We start from the raw sequence: 17,084 nt of genomic DNA on the forward strand, positions 1-17,084 counted from the left end.
ATTCTCAGTCGAGGAACCGTTCATTCGTCTTCATTTCAGACTCATTAGACATCAAAAAGTTTGCTCAACAGCAATGCAAGAGCCAGAACCATCCGCCTTGGATGATTCTGGCTCTCTTAACGGTTCGGGGGTGATTTTTGTCAGATTCTCAGACTGGTGCTAGCTCTCAAAGCTTGGAAGCTGAATTTCTGCCAACTGAGGCGCCCCAGACAGGTGTGACGATTGTGGCAATTGGGGCGATTGTGGCAGCTCAGGGAGTTTCGGCAACTGCGGCAGCTGGTCCACGAGATCGACTAGCTGCGGTACAGAACCTTCCTGTGAATCCTGTGAATCCTGCGCCCGGGCATACTCCTGATCCGCCGCCATATCCTCGTTGAGGGTGCGATAGGTGGAGTCGCGCTGAGCCGTGGGATCCGATACCTCGAAGTGGTCGTTTACTTGACCGTCGGGAATACCGTAGGCCTCCTGAATGGCAATATCTGCGGGCATCACACGCGAGACCGGACCGAAGGTCATCGAATTCACGCCAATAACTTCATTTGTGGTCGGGTCGTAGGCATTTCCGCCAGAGTCACCGTGATTAACGCCAATACCAACCGTCCAGATGCCGTTTCGAGCTCGGAATACCTGGTATCCACAGGCCCGTCCGGTGCGCATACCGTCCTTGCAGATAGGCTTGCCAAGATTATCGAAGGAGACTTCGCCACGCGGCAGGTCTTCATTGTCCTGAATGCCAGTCATCACTACCGACTCCCCGTAGCTCTGACCATTTTCATCAATGGAGTAACTTGCGCCGGTAGTCTCTACGTCCGGATCCAGGTTGATTATTCCGTAGTCCGCGCCATTAAAGCCTGCCGGCAACGACTCCAGTCCGGCATCTTCCTGCGGCAATTCCCAACGATGGGCACCTGCGGTACCAATGCGCTTATCACCTTCAGTGGTTGGCACATACACCTCACCAGTGACGATTGGCAGACCCACATCCGGAGCATCATTCAGGCAGTGCCCTGCGGTCAACATGACCCGATGCTTCTCGCCGTTGCGGTCCGTCACCGTCCCCGGAACACCCGCCGAACACATCGGCGAGTTGATATTTCGATACCCATCCCACGGACTTCCCTCCATGGGAGTTCGAATCGGGTCACCCGGACCAACCACGACAGCATGTGCAGCGACCGGGGCCACCAAGGACAAAAGTGCTGCGAAAGCCGCTACCGCCAGTCGACTTCTTGCGTGCTTCATTGAGACGAATCTTTCAGATTTTTAGTTTTTCTTTAGGGCCACTACTCACACTAATCCACCACCCCACCCCCGGAAATAGTGTTTTCTCAGACTTTTGGGCTTTTACAAAAGTCGTTATCGAATCGTTTCCACAACCCCACGCGTCCCTGCAATAACACCAGACACCTAGCCAATTGACTACCCCCACTTAGGTAGCCCACTGATACTAATCTTATTTCGAACACGAGTTCTAGGCGTTCGAAAAAATGAGTCCGGGGTGTTCGATAATTTGTGAGCCATGAGTACAACAAACGAGTTTCCCATTCACCGTCGCCTAGCCCTTCCCCCGCTATCCGCTACCTACCGTGCAGAATGTTTCGAAGACCTCGCCCTCATCCGCACAATCCTCTGCCACCCCACCATCGGCCGTAGGCATTCGCCCGGCGCGCTGGATCACACCTTCTCGCTTCCCGACGGGCCTGTGGTCACCGTCCGAGCGTCACGGATAGCGCTTCCTCGCGCACTGGTCTCTCAGCTTGCCGACGTGCACGCGGAATACTTCATCCTGAAGGATGAGCCCATGTTCATGTACTCCGTTTCCGTCAAGGTGGAATCCTCATCGGAGGTAGTCCTCCGCGGAATTGGCGGTTCGAATCGGACACGGGAAGAAAACCGCCGACGCACTCGGGCTGTAGCCGAGGCTCTCCATCGTGCGCAGGACTGCAGCAAGATACACGAAAACGGCACTGACCTCGCACTCCCCGGGCGCCGTTATAGTTGGATTGGCACCAGGGACGCGCGGCCACTGCCGTGTCCTAGCGAGCTCTTTTCTTCTCGCCCATCAGCGGCTTAGCACTAGTCACAGCGCTGCCGCAGTATAGCTACTCGCTGTCGTCGCCTTCTTCGTCGTCCTCGTCGTCCTCGTCGTCATAGTCGCCATCGTCGTAGAGGTCATCATCGTCCTCGTCGTCGTCATCATCCTCGTCCAAGGAGGCAACGTGATCAGAGTAGATGTACTCTGCATACCCGTCATCGACGGGTGCCAGCTGATCTTCCCATTCCTCTGCGCGGTCTACCACGAGCGCAAGGACATCCATCAGCTTGTCAAAGTCCTTGAAGGTGCCCAGTGTCAGAACCTCATTGCGCAAGGTCTGGATGTCAGAGTAGAGGTCAGCAAACATCTTGCGACGGTCATCATCGGTGAGAACCGTTTCGGTGTCCGAGTCCCAGAACTCCGCGATGGCCTGATCGACGATGTCGTCCAAGTTTGCGTCCTGGGAGATGAAGCGGACGTGTGCGCTGGGCTCGTTGTTGTGGGCAGTTACCAAAACCTGTACCAACGAGGAGGTACCAACTTCGGAGGTAACCAGAGTTGCCTCTTCGGGGTCCTGTTCAAACTCCAGGTCAGCAATGCGGTCATCGTCGCCATCGAGCAGAGTGCGAAGCAGGCCAACAACCTGGTCAGTAGCTACATGGTGAGCGACTGCTGCGACGGCGTCTTCGACGGAGAATACAGCGGAGACCAGAACAGCTTCGAACTCGTCGTCCTCATCATCCACATCGGCAGCGGCTACGTAAACTTCGGCAGCCGGGATGTCCTCATCAATGGTGACGAACTGAACCTCCAGGTCAGAGGTAATGGGAACGAAGAGGGTGTCATCGTTGACACGACTTTCAATGCCCTCGCGGTCCAGTGCCGCAGCAATCTGCTCGAAAAAGCTCATGGGTGGAATCCTCCCTTGAAAGATAATTGGCCTCTACCCGCAGCCAATCGTAGCGACAAACGCGCAATCATGGGGTGGCTCACGCCCCCGGCAATTGCTGCGAAAGATCACGCCGGCAGTGCGCGTGCTACATCAAAGCCGCCAACGCGGCCGGTTGAGGGACAGGCCGCCAGCTGTCGATTCTCGAAAACAGAGCGCTCAGTAGCGTGCCCAGAGTTGATGGCGTTCCTCACGCGAACGTTTCGGACACGAGACACACAGATCGGCGTCTGGGCTGTGATAAATCATGCAGCAAGTAGCTCTCTCCAGGTGAGTAACTACATCGAAGTCCGGTTCTTCTCCCGATTCCGCGGCGGCTTCGTCCCAGGGGCGCACCTCGCCTCCACAGGAATCCATGAAACGAGGAAGAGGAACCCGATGTACTCGCTGTATTCCCTCAACGACATGTTTGCCAATAAGCGCTCCGCGCCAGGGCTCCATCAGCTCATTACCGGCGGATATTGCGGCATTAGCTACGGCATCGGCAGCCACGGCCCAAAGAGGAGCAGGCTTGATTTCCCCGACTTCTCCAACAACCTGAGCCAACGGCTCCAAGAAATGGGCCAGTGCTTCGCCGGAATCCTTCAGCTCATCCGCATCCTCAGCAGAAATGCTTTCAAACTGTTGAGCTTGGAACCCAACCCAATAGTCATCTCGGAGAAATGTGAACCAAGAAGACCACTGCCACACTGGAACTCGATCGGAAACCAACACGCATGCCAGCGATGGCCCCACCAATGCTCCGCACATGGACCACCACCACAACTGCGCTTGGAAACGGGTATCGCCCGCAACCTCAGGCATGGGAAACAGCTTTCTCCCGGCCTCAATTCCGGCAGCTACAGCTTCGGTTGAAAGGTGCCAATCCGCAGCACCGTCGTGAGGAATGACATCTGCGGAAAACCGAGGAAAGTCCGCCAAAAGCTGGGAGTACTCGGGAGGCAATGCGGCACCCCGCATGACATCGTTCACCAGTCTCGTCCTTCTATCAACTGTTTTAATCGCCGTACACCTGTCTATTTTTCCACCGACTACGGAATTTCCCCACAGCTCAGTAGTGTTTATATGGGCATATGGCTCTCAACGGACCCGTTTAGGAGGTCTACTACTTTGTTCCAAAAGACGAAGAAGGATTCAACTCGCACAGTAACTGATGCAGTGAACTCAACCCCCGAAGCGATTGAACGTGATGCCGGAAAACTGGGAACCCTTCTTATCCAAACCCTGGATAAGACCATGAGCTGGCAGTCATCTGCCATCACCGGGTACGTCAGTTCCCTGCACAAGCGCAAAAAAGATGAAACTCCGGCGCAGGTACAGGAACGTATTGATTCCCACTACCTGAACCTGGTCACCGGCACCGGTGGTGCAGCTGGGGGCAGCGCGGTTCTTCCCGGCGTCGGCATGATTACGGGCTTGGCTGCAGTTACCGGTGAATCGCTGCTGTTCCTGGAAGCATCCGCCTGGTACACACTGGCCTCAGCAACCCTGCGCAATATTGACATCACCGATCCACAACGCCGTCGCACGCTGATTCTTGCGGCCATGAGCGGTTCTGAAGGGACAGCTATTATGGCCTCCCTGCTTGGCGAGGAATCGCTGCGGAAGCAGACCAAAACTTCCGTGAATTCCCTACTGCCACGGCTTGGCGTTCCGCAGCTGGGTGCAGCAAACCGTCTGCTAATTCGCGAGGCACGCAAGCGCTTGATGAAGAACGCTCGTCTGGCCATCATCGGTAAGATTTTGCCATTTGGAATTGGCGCCGTGGTTGGGGCCTCCGCAAACCGCAAGCTCGGTGGCATTCTTATCAGCTCCACTCGCGCATCTCTGGGCCCACTTCCCCAGGATTGGTCGGACTTTGAACGAAAGCTACCGGCTAAATCCAACACCTCTGAAGACTCGAAGAAGGACTCAAAGTCATCGAGGTTCTCGATTCCCTCGGCGCTGAAGTGGCCGAAGAAAAAGAAGAATAAGTAGTTCCTCTTACTCCGATTACCCTTCAGCGACGTTTTTCAATGGAAGAGCGGTACCCACCATGGCCCAGAGCAAACCCCGCAGAACCTCTCCTATGAAGTTCTTGTGGAAACAGTCTCTTCACAGGCCACTACCGCTCTATGGTGTCGTTGTTGCAGCGCTAATCGTTGTCGGGGTGGAGTCCGTACTTCCGCTTCTCACTAGAGATGCCATTGATGTAGCAACGGGCTCGTCCGATGGCGGTGTCCCCGCGCGCCTGCTGCCGTCCCTAACTCCCCTGCAGGCAGTCATTTCCGTATTTCTGGCCATCGCGTTAGTACGCTTCATCGCCCAGGTGGGGCGCAGATTCTTCTCCGGCAAACTCTCCATTGATGTTCAGCACGACCTGCGACTAAAAATCCTTCGCTCCCTACAAAACCTCGATGGTCCAGCACAAGACCGAGTCAACACCGGCCAGGTTGTGTCACGGTCAATTTCCGACCTCCAGGCTGTGTCCGGACTACTGGCGATGCTGCCGTTGACGCTGGGGTCCGTCGTCAAGCTATTCATCACTATCGGCATCATGCTCGCCCTCTCGCTGCCCCTGACACTGGTCGGCCTCGCCGTGGTGCCAGCGATTGTCTACATTGCAGTGAATTCGCGTGACAAACTCCATGCCGCAACCTGGGCTGCCCAACAGCAAGCAGGCGAGATTGCCGGACAAGTCGAGGAAACCGTTTCCGGCATCCGTGTTGTCAAGGCGTTTGCGCAGGGTGACAACGAAGTTGTGAAGATGGAGCGTAACTCGTCTCTGCTCTATTCCCTCCGCCTGCGAGCGGCAAAACTCAGCGCTCGATTCCAACCGGCGCTGCAGTCGTTGCCGCAACTGTCCCTCGTCGGAAATATCGCGGTCGGTGGCTGGCTAGCGATTCACGGACACATCACCCTAGGCACGTTCGTAGCTTTTGCCACGTATCTCACCAGCCTGACTGCCCTGTCGCGTCTGGTCTCCAACATGGTCATCTCGATACAGCTGACGTCGGCAAGCATCGACCGCATTTCCGATGTCATCGACGCCCGACCAGACAACCCCGAACCCACCGACGCGCTTCCTCTCCCCGACGGCCCCGTTGGCATCAGCTTCAACCACGTCACCCACAGCCGTGGCGGACGCACGCTTATCGACGATGTCTCATTCTCCGTCGCGCCAGGGGCGACCTTAGCGTTGATTGGCCCACCGGGGTCCGGAAAGACTATCGCCACGGAGTTACTCGGCCGTCACTATCTGCCGGATTCGGGAACTATCACTATCGATGCGCCCAGCCACGGCACATCCACAGATACCGCGCGCACTCTCTCCAGCGACGTATATGACGCTATTACTGTCGTTCCGGACACTCCTTATTTATTTGCGGGCACGTTGCGTGAGAACATTGCATTCGCCAATCCCGCGGCGTCCCAGGAAGAGATTATCGCCGCAGCGACCGCCGCCCAGGTCAACTTCGTCGACGACCTGCCTCAGGGGTGGGACACAGCCATCGGCGAGCACGGGCATAATCTCTCCGGCGGACAAGCTCAACGCGTGGCATTAGCACGGGCATTCCTCGCCCTTCCTCGAGTTTTGGTTCTCGATGACGCAACCTCAGCAATCGATGCTGCAACTGAGTTGGAAATCTTCAACGCGCTGACCTCACAGCTGGCGGATACGACTATCGTCATCGTGGCGCATCGATCTTCCACTCTCGAGCAGGCGGACCACATCGCCATTTTCGAAGACGGTGCCCTCACCGGCATTGGAACCAAGGCCGAACTGATTACTTCTCATCCGCGCTTCACCGAGCTGATGGACATCGACCAGAGTGCCTACCCCGAAATCGAAAACCTCGTTCTCGACCCCATCGACAGTGAGGACCCCAGCCCCGAGGAACTCTGGCCCGACGAATCCGCACCAACCTCCGACGACTCCACGTCAGACACCTCTGCGCGGCTTCCCGGAGGCGCCACTTCTCAAATGGCCCGCGGGGCTGGCCGAGCCGGAGGCGGTCCAGGTGGACCCGGTGGCCCTGGTGGTCCCGGTGGCCGCGGCGGCGGGCGTGGCGGCATGGGGGCGGCTCTCGCCAATGCTCCTGCGACGCCAGAGCTTCTCGAGCGTGTGCGAAACCTCCCACCCGCTAGCGAAAAACCGCGTGTACCAGCTCGAGCACTCGACAACTCCGAGCCTTTTTCTCTGCGCCGGCTGCTCTCCTACGTCCGCGGCCTATTTATAAGCGTCATTGCGCTGCTCGCCCTCATTGCCGTTGCCGATCTCGCGTTCCCCATGCTCGTGCGCTACGCCATTGACCACGGCATCCGTGAGCACAATGAAGCCGTGTTGTGGGCCTGCGCCGCAGGCGGTTTGGCGACAGTCCTCATCAGCTGGATTGCCGTAGCCACAAATGCTGTTATTACTGCGCGTACTGGTGAGCGGCTGCTCTATGCCCTGCGTGTGCGCTGCTACCGTCACCTGCAGTCGCTTGGCATTAACTACTTCGAGGCCAATCGCTCGGGTGCCATCATGACGAGGATGACAACCGACATCGACGCGCTGTCGTCGTTCCTACAAACGGGATTGGCAGAGGGCGCGATTGCCACGTTCACTCTGCTCGGTGTCTCAGTGCTGTTGCTTGCCACACAGGTGTCACTCGCCGCGGTGGCGTTGGCGACGCTTCCCATCATTGTGGCGGCCACCCTGGTATTCCGCCGAATCTCCTCGCGCCTATACAAGGCTGCACGCGAGCAACTTTCCTTGGTCAACGCTGATTTCCAGGAGACCATTGGTGGGCTTCGCGAGATTCAGATGTACCACCGCGTCGCCGATATCGAATCTTCCTTTGCCGAGGAATCCGATAAGTATCGCGCAATTCGTCAGCGAGCACAGCTGGCCGTGGCCTTATTCTTCCCCGGCATCAACTTCGTCTCTGAGTTGGCAACAGCTGCGGTGTTGGCTGTCGGCGCCCAACAGGTTGCTGCGGGAACTACGACGCCCGGCGTACTCGTCGCCTTCACGCTATACCTGGGAATGCTCTTTGGCCCGATTCAGCAGCTGTCCCATGTTTTCGACGGCTACCAGCAGGCGAAGGTCGGTCTCAATCGCATTGGTGACCTCCTACAGACCGCCCCCATGCCAGATTACGGCACTACTGACGGCGCGTCCCGTGCAGCCGCTGGCGACCTGCGCTTAGACAAGGTGACTTTCTCCTACCCCGCCGCCAACTCTGAGCACGAACGCCCGCAGGTCCTCGATGCTCTCGATTTGCAGATTCCTGCCGGAGAAACAGTCGCAATTGTCGGGTCCACCGGTGCCGGAAAATCAACAATCATTAAGTTGTTTGCCCGTTTTTACGATCCAGTTGACGGTGTGGTGCGAGCCTCTGAAACTGACATCCGCGACTTCCCTCTTAACGATTGGCGACGCCCCCTCGGCTATGTCCCCCAAGAATCACACCTATTTTCGGGGACAGTAGCAACAAATATTTCCTACGGTCTGCCGGACAGCAGTCATGCTGAAATCCAGCAAGCCGCGAAGAATGTCGGCGCTCTCAGCACCATTGCCAGCCTGCCCGGTGGCTTCCACCACCCCGTCGGCCCAGATGGCCGAGGGCTCTCCTCCGGACAGCGTCAACTCATCGCACTCGCTCGTGCCGAAATGATGCGTCCTGAACTGCTGCTTCTCGACGAGGCCACCGCGACACTCGACCCTGCAACAGAGTCGGCAATCCTCGAAGCCACTGACCGTGCGTCGCGTCAACGCTCGGCAATTATTGTGGCCCACCGCCTGGCTACGGCTGCTCGGGCCAACCGGATTTTGGTACTTGACCACGGGCGTATTGTCGAGGACGGCTCCCATGACGAGCTTCTCGCGGCGGGTGGCCAATACGCAGAGCTCTGGAGCAAGTACCATATGGGGAGCGCGACGGTGTAGTAATTCAGAATTTTCGTTATCCTTGAATGACACTTTGACGCTTGCGCTCATTAGAATAAACGTGAGTTAGTAAAACTAAGACGAAAAGAGGCGAGTACCTGCCGTGAGCAGCGACATGAGCTTCGGCCAGAACGAATGGCTGGTCGACGAGATGTACCAGCAATTCCAGAAGGATCCACAGTCTGTGGGTCAGGAATGGCGCGAATTCTTCGCAACCCACACCCCGTCCCAAAAGGGCGAGGACCTTTCCAACATGGCAAAGCCCGCAGCAGCCACGAAGGAGGAAGCAAAGGCAACCGGACGTCGTGAGTCCAAGGGGGTCGAACCAACCAAGACCCCGAACAAGCCGTCGTCTCCGAAGCCGAAGAAGTCCCCGATGGATGCAGCAGCCAAGGTTTCGGCTGTTGAATCCGGCGAGGAGCCTCTGAAGGGCGTCGCACGGGCTATCGCTAAGAACATGGATGTCTCCCTGGAGATGCCGACTGCTACGTCGGTTCGCGATATGCCGGCACGTCTGATGTTTGAAAACCGCACTCTGGTTAACAATCATCTGGCACGCGCCCGCGGCGGCAAGATTTCCTTCACCCACATCATTGGTTACGCCATGGTGAAGGCTGTCATGCTCCACCCGGACATGAACAACAACTACAAGGTGGTTGACGGCAAGCCAGTTCTGGTTACCCCGGAACACATTAACCTCGGCCTGGCCATTGATATGCCAGCTAAGGATGGCTCTCGTTCTCTCGTAGTTGCCGCTATCCGTGAGTGTGAGACCCTGACCTTCAAGCAGTTCGTCGACGCCTACGAGGACATCGTCGTTCGTGCTCGCCACGGCAAGCTGACCGGCAAGGACTTCCAGGGTGTCACCATTTCCCTGACCAACCCGGGCGGCATCGGTACCCGCCACTCCGTCCCGCGCCTGACCAAGGGCCAGGGCGCGATTATCGGTGTCGGTTCCATGGATTACCCGGCTGAGTTCGCCGGTGCTTCCGCTGACCGTCTGGCAGAGATGGGCATCGGCAAGCTGGTGACCATCACCTCTACTTACGACCACCGCATCATCCAGGGTGCAGAGTCCGGTGAGTTCCTGCGTACGATGAGCAACCTGCTCGTCGACGACAAGTTCTGGGACCACATCTTCCAGACCATGCGCGTCCCGTACACCCCAATCCGTTGGGCACAGGACCTGCCGAACACGGGTATCGACAAGAACACCCGCGTTATGCGTCTGATTGAGGCCTACCGCTCCCGCGGTCACCTGTTGGCTGACATCGACCCGCTGCGTTCTGACCAGCCGAATACTTCCGCTCCGAACCATGCTGACCTCGATATCGAGGAGCACGGTCTGACCCTGTGGGATCTGGACCGCACCTTCAACGTCGGTGGTTTCGGCGGCAAGGAGACGATGACGCTGCGCGAGGTGCTTTCTCGGCTGCGCAACGCATACTGCCTCAAGGTCGGTTCCGAGTACGCTCACATTCTCGACCGCGAAGAGCGCGAGTGGTTGGAAGAGCGCCTTGAGGGCGGCCAGCCGAAGCCGTCCCACGCTGAGCAGAAGTACATCCTGCAGAAACTGAACGCAGCTGAGGCATTCGAGAACTTCCTGCAGACCAAGTACGTCGGGCAGAAGCGCTTCTCCCTTGAGGGTGCAGAGTCGCTGATTCCGCTGATGGACTCCGCCATCGATACCGCTGCTGGTGCTGGCCTGGATGAGGTCGTCATCGGTATGCCACACCGCGGTCGACTGAATGTGCTCGCAAACATCGTCGGCAAGCCACTGCGCCAGATCTTCACCGAGTTCGAGGGCAACATCGACCCGGCACAGGTCGGCGGTTCTGGTGACGTCAAGTACCACCTGGGCACTACTGGTCGTCACATCCAGATGTTCGGCGAGGGCGAGATCGACGTCACCCTGACTGCGAACCCGTCCCACCTCGAAGCCGTCAACCCGGTCGTTGAGGGTCTTGCTCGTGCACGCCAGGACAAGATCAACAAGGGCGAAGAGGGCTACTCCGTCATGCCGCTGCTGCTGCACGGTGACGCTTCCTTCGCCGGCCTGGGCATTGTCCAGGAGACCCTGAACCTCATGTCCCTGCGTGGTTACAAGGTCGGCGGTACCGTCCACATCGTGGTGAACAACCAGATTGGCTTCACCACTTCACCGGACTCCGGTCGCTCCTCCTACTACGCAACCGACATTGCCAAGGCATACGGCTGCCCGGTCTTCCACGTCAACGGTGACGACCCGGAGGCTGTCGTCTGGGTCGGCCAGCTGGCTGTTGAGTACCGTAACCGCTATGGCAAGGACGTCTTCATCGACCTGGTCTGCTACCGCAAGCGCGGCCACAACGAGGCCGATGACCCGTCCATGACTCAGCCGATGATGTACAAGATCATCGACGAGAAGGAAAGCGTTCGCGCTCAGTACACCGAGGACCTCATCGGTCGCGGTGATATTTCCGAGGAAGAGTACGAAGCAGTACGCCGAGACTTCCACGACCAGATGGAAGCTGTCTTCAACGAGGTCCGCGCAGCTCAGGACGCAAAGCCGGGCGAGCAGACCGGTATCGCCGGTTCTCAGCCGCTGCCGCATGGCCTCAAGACCGGTATCGAGAAGGCTGAAATCGTCGAGATTGGTCAGTCTTACGTCAACCTCCCTGAGGGCTTCAAGATTCACCCGCGTGTTGCGCCGGTCGCTAAGAAGCGCGCGGAGATGACTCAGGAAGGTGGCATCGACTGGGGTATGGCCGAGCTGCTGGCAATCGGCTCCTTCACCGGTGCTGGCATCGACGTCCGCTTCGCAGGTGAGGATGTCCGCCGCGGTACCTTTACCTCTCGCCATGCAGTTCTGATTGACTCCGAGGACGGTTCGGAATACAACCCGATCGACGCCTACGGTAAGTCCAAGAACGGTGGCCGCTTCATGATCTACAACTCGGCTCTGACCGAGTACGCAGGCATGGGCTTCGAATACGGCTACACCCTGGGTAACCCGGATGCAGCAGTGTTCTGGGAGGCACAGTTCGGTGACTTCGCCAACGGCGCTCAGACCACTATTGACCAGTACGTTTCCTCGGGCGAGGCTAAGTGGGGTCAGACCTCCAAGCTGATTCTGCTGCTTCCGCACGGCTACGAGGGCATGGGCCCGGACCACTCTTCGGCACGTATCGAGCGCTTCCTGCAGCTCGCAGCCGAGGGTTCCTACACCGTTGCTCAGCCGTCCGAGCCGGCTAACTACTTCCACCTGCTGCGTCGCCACGTCCTGTCCGACCTGCACCGTCCGCTGGTTGTGTTCTCTCCGAAGTCGATGCTGCGCAACAAGATGGCAGCGTCCGCTGTCGAGGACTTCACCAACCCGAACAAGTTCCGCTCGGTCATCGATGACCCGAACTTCGAGTCTAAGGGCAAGTCCGGCATCAAGACCTTGCTGCTCTGCTCCGGCAAGATCTACTGGGAGCTGGAGAAGAAGCGCAAGAAGGACAAGCGCGACGACATCGCAATCGCTCGCCTGGAGATGCTGCACCCGTTGCCGCACAACCGTCTCCGCGACCTCTTCGAGTCTTACCCGGATCTTGAGGAAGTCCGCTGGGTCCAGGATGAGCCGGCTAACCAGGGCCCATGGCCATTCCTGGCACTGAACCTCCCAGAGGCTCTGCCGGATATGCCGAAGCTGACTCGCGTTTCCCGCCGTGCGCAGTCCTCCACCGCAACTGGTGTGGCCAAGGTCCACCAGATTGAGGAGAAGGCTCTTCTGGAAGAGGCTCTTAAGTAGGTCTCATTGACTGGTCTTCGCCAGTTGGCGTGTAAACGCTAAGGGGCTCCAACCGTTCGGTTGGAGCCCCTTTCCTGTTGCTTGGGCGATCGTTGCCAGGCATCAAGGGCGAATAGTCAAAAAGCGTGTCCGGTCGGCGTGCCACCGGGTCGGCACCATTTACTACTTAGTCCTCAATGCGAGTTACTGACTACGTTTATGACAAAAATGTCCCGAAAAATGGCATGAAAGTGTCATAAACTCGCACAGTTTCACATTTGCAGCCCGCATTCATGGGTTAATCAACAAACTTGGCGGCAGCCAACAGCAGATACACGTCCGATACCGCCACAACTAGCCCCCGCCACCCCGACTACGCCTTATCCAGCCACTCCTGAGCGACCAACTCAGGGCTGGCGCCACCAGCCACAGCCCGGGTCATCAGCTTTAAGTCCTCAGTGCTCAGCGAACCCGCTATCTCATTGAGCACGCGGACTCGATCATCTCGGTCCAGCGCTGGCTTGACGTAGAAAGGCACAAGCCATTGCGGCAAGTCAGCCCCAGCATTGTCAGCTGACAGATCCGCGCAGCCCTGTGCCATGCCCGCGTCGGTGGCCATTACTTCGCCCGGCAGCGACCGCGAAAATGCGTCGTACACGCGGTCGCGCCACTCTCCGCTGAACTGCTTGTCCGGGGTGGAGTCGTCGGCGTATTCCTCCGCCAGTGAAGCCGCCGACGCAGGGTCGCTCAGGCCGAGTAGCTCACCTGTGCATCCGAAGGAGACCAGGACCGCTTCATTGCGTACGGCCCGCAACCGGTCGTCAGCATTGCGAATGCCGACGACCTCCGCTTGCCGCCCTATTCTCTCGAAGCTTTGCGCATACACGTACGCAAGAGCTGCTTGCTCAGGGTTGCGTAGGTCTGCCCCGACAGTCACTACCGCCTCCTGCTCGGGAGGAACGGGCATCTGCGGATCCAAATCAGAACATGCGGCAAGACCGAACCCCGTCGCCCCAGTGACCAATGCCAGGGCGGTAAAAGTGCACGCAGTAGCCGTGGAGCTACCCTTGCACCCCATTGAGCGGATGCGAAAGTGGAACCCGGCGTTCGCACGTCTAAAATCAATCATCGACACCAGCGTAACCTACGAACGGATTGTGAGGTCACCCAGAATGGGCGAAGAGAAAAGCCGCAACATCAGCGCTTCGGCGAAGGCTCGCAATCCGCGAACTAGCTCGGCCAGTCAAAGCCAAAAACCGTCGGCCACAGCAAAACCCGGTAAAACCGCTCGGGCGACGAATGCGGCTAAATCCGCAGCGAAGTCGGCTGTCTCGAAGGTGACGCGCACCAACGGCTCGTCGTCAAGCACAGGAACAGGACAGTCGAGGGCGGTGCGCGATGCCCTGCGCGATTGCGGCGTCTACATCGGCGGCAAGCGGTTGCCCGGCACCTACGACCACTTCTCCGGGCTGTCCGAGGTACGGAATTTTGGCGAGGGCTTCACGTGGCTGTCATTGTCGCGTCCCAACGCGACACAGATGGACGCCATCGCCGAGCTTTACGGGCTGGATGAGCTGACGGTGGAGGACGCACTGACTAACCGCCAGCGTCCCAAGATTGAGATCCACGATGATCACGTGGTTTTTGTAATTCGCTCGATTCATTACTCCCCGGAAGGCCTCGCGGATGACGAAAATGAGATTATTCGCTCCGGCCAGCTGATGATTGTTATCGGCCCGGAGTACGTCATCACCATTCGCATGGGCATGCCGAGCTCGGATATGCAGCGCATTAGCGCACGCGTGGAGAACACCACCGACGCCATCGACTACGGCCCCGCGGGCGTGCTGTGGGCGCTGACGGACAATCTCGTCGATGCGTACCTGCGCATCGCGATGCAGCTGGAAGATCGCGTGGAGATCATGGAAGACGAAGTCTTCGAGCCGAACTTGGATTCGGATATTGAGGACATTTACATCCTCAAACGAGAGATTCTGGAAATGCGCCACGCGATCGATCCGCTGACACCGGCACTGCGCTCCCTGATGAATCTGCGGGAAGACATCATGCCTAAGGACGTCAGCCGTTATCTTTCCGATGTTCTCGACCACCAGCTCGCCGCCGCGGACCTCGTCTCCGGACTCGACGAACGACTCTCCGCCCTCATCGACGCCGCCGCCGTGAAAATCCAGCTGCAGCAGAACCAGGATATGCGTACCATCTCGGCGTACGCGGCTATTCTCGCCGTCCCGACCGCCCTGGCCGGCATCTACGGCATGAACTTTGACCACATGCCCGAGCTGCACTGGGAGTACGGCTACTTCATCGTCCTCGCCATCATGTTCGCCATCGTGGCGTTTTTGGTGTGGGTCCTGCGCCGCAACAAGTGGCTATAGGCTCTGCTTCTGGCAGGCATCGCTTTACGACGGATACAGCAACCTACCCGCGGTTCCCACCGAGAGCCCGCTGCGCCAACAGGTCGCGAGCACGCTCGGCATTGCGGGGATTGCACAAAACATCGTAGCGACGAGCAACAATCTCCGTGGTGGTGGAGAAATCCCGCTTGCCGTTTTGCATGGCGTATGGGACTGCCGCCAGCACGATGCCAAAGATGGCGCCCATCCCGAGGCCAACAATCAACGGGCTAACCCAATCTTCCTGGAAAAGCCCCAGAATCAGGCCGAAGAACAGGCCCATCCATAGGCCGTACAGCGCGCCACCACCGAGCACTTTCGGCCAGGTCAACCGACCTACCACGCGCTCCACCTGCATCAGGTCAACGCCGACGATGGTGAGGTCGGAAACCGGGAACTCATCGCGATCACTGAGCGAATCAACCGCAGCCTGGGCATCGGCGTAGTTGGTGAAGCTACCCACCGGCCACCCCTCGGGCACCTGCCGCTGAGGCAACCGGGACTTCATGCTCTGTTTCCGGCCGCTCCCCCAACCGCTGTTCGCTTCCCCATTTGCCATCGGTACTTTCACCGTTCCCTTGCAGTTGTTGTCACAGCAATTGGTGACTCAGTTGCTGAAAATATTGCTAAAACTATCGCTAAAAAGCGTTCTATCAAGGACAACGCCTGACAGTTTCCAATTGTTCCACCGTCTGGCCCACCACCCATTCCACCGCCACCGCGCTTGTCGGAAGGGTTGGGCGCTGTGACCGTCGTAAAGCGGAAAACTGCTGATTTTGTCAGTAGTTCTTTGTCTTACGGGGTCTCACGATAAGATTCACTACATAATGTCTACGATTACTGAAGCTGAAGTTCGCACCGCCCTGGCGCAGGTCGAAGATCCTGAGGTACGTCGCCCGATTACCGAGATTGGCATGGTCAAGTCCATCTCGGTGGCGGACAACAACGACGTGGCCGTGGAGATTTACCTCACCATCGCCGGTTGCCCCATGAAAAACACCATCATCGAGCGCACCGAAGATGCGCTCAACGGTATCGAGGGCGTTGGCAACGTCACCGTCACCACCGATGTGATGAATGACGAGCAGCGCCGCGAGTTCCGCAACGCCGTCCGCGGCACCGCCTCCGAGCCGGTGATCCCATTCGCCCAGCCGGACTCCCGCACCCGCGTGTTCGCCGTCGCCTCCGGTAAGGGTGGCGTTGGTAAGTCCTCTGTGACCGTGAACCTCGCTGCCGCGCTGGCTGCGAAGGGTCTATCTGTCGGTGTGCTCGATGCCGATGTCTACGGCCACTCCATCCCGCACATGATGGGCTCCGAGGAAAAGCCGCACCAGGTCGACGACATGATTATGCCTCCGCAGGCACACGACGTGTCGCTGATTTCTATCGGACACTTCGTCGACGACAACGCACCGGTTGTCTGGCGTGGGCCAATGCTGCACCGCGCTATCCAGCAGTTCCTCGCGGACGTGTTCTGGGGCGACTTGGACGTCCTGCTTTTCGACCTGCCCCCGGGAACCGGCGACATCGCCATCTCCGTGGCGCAGCTCGTGCCGAACGCTGAGCTAGTGATTGTTACTACCCCGCAGATGGCCGCCGCCGAAGTTGCCGAGCGTGCCGGCACCATCTCGCTGCAGACCCGCCAGCGGATCGCCGGTGTCATTGAGAACATGAGCTGGATGGAAATGCCCGACGGCTCCAAGATGGAAGTCTTCGGCACAGGCGGCGGCGAGACCGTTGCCCGTCGTCTTACCCAGATCACCGGAGGAAAGGTCGAGCTGCTCGGCCAGGTGCCACTGGACACCGAACTCCGCGAGGGTGGCGACAAGGGCACCCCGATTGTCCTATCCAAGCCGGATTCGGGCGCGGGCGAGGCCCTGAACGCTATCGCCGACAAGCTGGTTGTTCGTCGCGAGTCGCTCGCAGGCAAGTCGCTAGGCTTGGGCGTGACGCCGAAGTAGTCCTTCGCTTTACGACGATCATAGCGACGCCCCCTCCCCGGTATTTTCAGTGCCGGGAAG

Annotated in this window: 11 protein-coding genes; 6 read left to right on the forward strand and 5 right to left on the reverse strand. The window is 58.4% G+C overall.

All coding sequences use genetic code 11. The annotated features are described in order from the left end of the window. Positions 1 to 159 precede the first annotated feature (159 nt). A complete protein-coding gene (locus HMPREF3135_RS02965) occupies positions 160 to 1,242 on the reverse strand; it encodes a trypsin-like serine protease (protein WP_246818297.1) in 1,083 nt (360 codons plus the stop codon). Positions 1,243 to 1,519: 277 nt separating this feature from the next. Between HMPREF3135_RS02965 and HMPREF3135_RS02970 the strand changes: the two genes are divergently transcribed. Next, a complete protein-coding gene (locus tag HMPREF3135_RS02970; RefSeq protein ID WP_070437929.1) occupies positions 1,520 to 2,074 on the forward strand; it encodes a hypothetical protein in 555 nt (184 codons plus the stop codon). Positions 2,075 to 2,102: 28 nt separating this feature from the next. Here the strand turns inward: HMPREF3135_RS02970 and HMPREF3135_RS02975 are convergent, their stop codons facing one another. Continuing rightward, positions 2,103 to 2,945 carry a hypothetical protein gene (locus tag HMPREF3135_RS02975; protein ID WP_070437933.1) on the reverse strand — a complete coding sequence of 281 codons (843 nt, stop codon included), beginning with the start codon at positions 2,943 to 2,945 and terminating at the stop codon, positions 2,103 to 2,105. Positions 2,946 to 3,143: 198 nt separating this feature from the next. Continuing rightward, on the reverse strand, positions 3,144 to 3,956 hold the full coding sequence (locus HMPREF3135_RS02980; protein ID WP_038628390.1) for a (2Fe-2S)-binding protein: 813 nt from the start codon (positions 3,954 to 3,956) through the stop codon (positions 3,144 to 3,146). A gap of 186 nt (positions 3,957 to 4,142) precedes the next feature. Between HMPREF3135_RS02980 and HMPREF3135_RS02985 the strand changes: the two genes are divergently transcribed. The 3 genes from HMPREF3135_RS02985 (at position 4,143) to HMPREF3135_RS02995 (ending at position 12,670) form a co-directional block, all read left to right on the forward strand. Next, positions 4,143 to 4,961, forward strand: a complete 819-nt coding sequence (locus HMPREF3135_RS02985; protein ID WP_224783718.1) for a hypothetical protein — start codon at positions 4,143 to 4,145, stop codon at positions 4,959 to 4,961. 91 nt (positions 4,962 to 5,052) lie between these two features. Beyond that, positions 5,053 to 8,898, forward strand: a complete 3,846-nt coding sequence (locus tag HMPREF3135_RS02990; RefSeq protein WP_246818298.1) for an ABC transporter ATP-binding protein — start codon at positions 5,053 to 5,055, stop codon at positions 8,896 to 8,898. 103 nt (positions 8,899 to 9,001) lie between these two features. Continuing rightward, positions 9,002 to 12,670: a multifunctional oxoglutarate decarboxylase/oxoglutarate dehydrogenase thiamine pyrophosphate-binding subunit/dihydrolipoyllysine-residue succinyltransferase subunit gene (locus HMPREF3135_RS02995; protein WP_038628381.1), complete on the forward strand. Its 3,669-nt coding sequence runs from the start codon at positions 9,002 to 9,004 to the stop codon at positions 12,668 to 12,670. A gap of 352 nt (positions 12,671 to 13,022) precedes the next feature. Here HMPREF3135_RS02995 and HMPREF3135_RS03000 read toward each other — a convergent pair whose 3' ends face one another. Beyond that, positions 13,023 to 13,778 carry a type 2 periplasmic-binding domain-containing protein gene (locus HMPREF3135_RS03000; protein ID WP_069358843.1) on the reverse strand — a complete coding sequence of 252 codons (756 nt, stop codon included), beginning with the start codon at positions 13,776 to 13,778 and terminating at the stop codon, positions 13,023 to 13,025. Between the two features lie 43 nt (positions 13,779 to 13,821). Between HMPREF3135_RS03000 and HMPREF3135_RS03005 the strand changes: the two genes are divergently transcribed. Then, a complete protein-coding gene (locus tag HMPREF3135_RS03005) occupies positions 13,822 to 15,045 on the forward strand; it encodes a magnesium and cobalt transport protein CorA (protein ID WP_016422415.1) in 1,224 nt (407 codons plus the stop codon). Between the two features lie 43 nt (positions 15,046 to 15,088). On the opposite strand, the gene HMPREF3135_RS03010 is transcribed toward HMPREF3135_RS03005, so the two are convergent. Next, positions 15,089 to 15,571, reverse strand: a complete 483-nt coding sequence (locus tag HMPREF3135_RS03010) for a YflT domain-containing protein (RefSeq protein WP_038628373.1) — start codon at positions 15,569 to 15,571, stop codon at positions 15,089 to 15,091. Between the two features lie 319 nt (positions 15,572 to 15,890). On the opposite strand from HMPREF3135_RS03010, the gene HMPREF3135_RS03015 reads away from it, so the two are divergent. Next, positions 15,891 to 17,024 (forward strand): Mrp/NBP35 family ATP-binding protein, encoded by a 1,134-nt coding sequence (locus HMPREF3135_RS03015; protein WP_038628370.1) that lies wholly within the window; start codon positions 15,891 to 15,893, stop codon positions 17,022 to 17,024. Positions 17,025 to 17,084 lie beyond the last annotated feature (60 nt).

It is taken from the genome of Corynebacterium sp. HMSC14H10, from assembly GCF_001807105.1.
Taxonomy (GTDB): Bacteria; Actinomycetota; Actinomycetes; order Mycobacteriales; family Mycobacteriaceae; genus Corynebacterium; species Corynebacterium jeikeium_D.

What these genes read in the sequence shown, in the direction of transcription:
- HMPREF3135_RS03010 (WP_038628373.1), bottom strand. Translation starts at nt 15,571, where the DNA reads ATGAAGTCCCGGTTGCCTCAGCGGCAGGTGCCCGAGGGGTGGCCGGTG.
- HMPREF3135_RS02970 (WP_070437929.1), top strand. Translation starts at nt 1,520, where the DNA reads ATGAGTACAACAAACGAGTTTCCCATTCACCGTCGCCTAGCCCTTCCC.
- HMPREF3135_RS02975 (WP_070437933.1), bottom strand. Translation starts at nt 2,945, where the DNA reads ATGAGCTTTTTCGAGCAGATTGCTGCGGCACTGGACCGCGAGGGCATT.
- HMPREF3135_RS03000 (WP_069358843.1), bottom strand. Translation starts at nt 13,778, where the DNA reads ATGATTGATTTTAGACGTGCGAACGCCGGGTTCCACTTTCGCATCCGC.
- HMPREF3135_RS02965 (WP_246818297.1), bottom strand. Translation starts at nt 1,242, where the DNA reads ATGAAGCACGCAAGAAGTCGACTGGCGGTAGCGGCTTTCGCAGCACTT.
- HMPREF3135_RS03015 (WP_038628370.1), top strand. Translation starts at nt 15,891, where the DNA reads ATGTCTACGATTACTGAAGCTGAAGTTCGCACCGCCCTGGCGCAGGTC.
- HMPREF3135_RS02990 (WP_246818298.1), top strand. Translation starts at nt 5,053, where the DNA reads ATGAAGTTCTTGTGGAAACAGTCTCTTCACAGGCCACTACCGCTCTAT.
- HMPREF3135_RS03005 (WP_016422415.1), top strand. Translation starts at nt 13,822, where the DNA reads ATGGGCGAAGAGAAAAGCCGCAACATCAGCGCTTCGGCGAAGGCTCGC.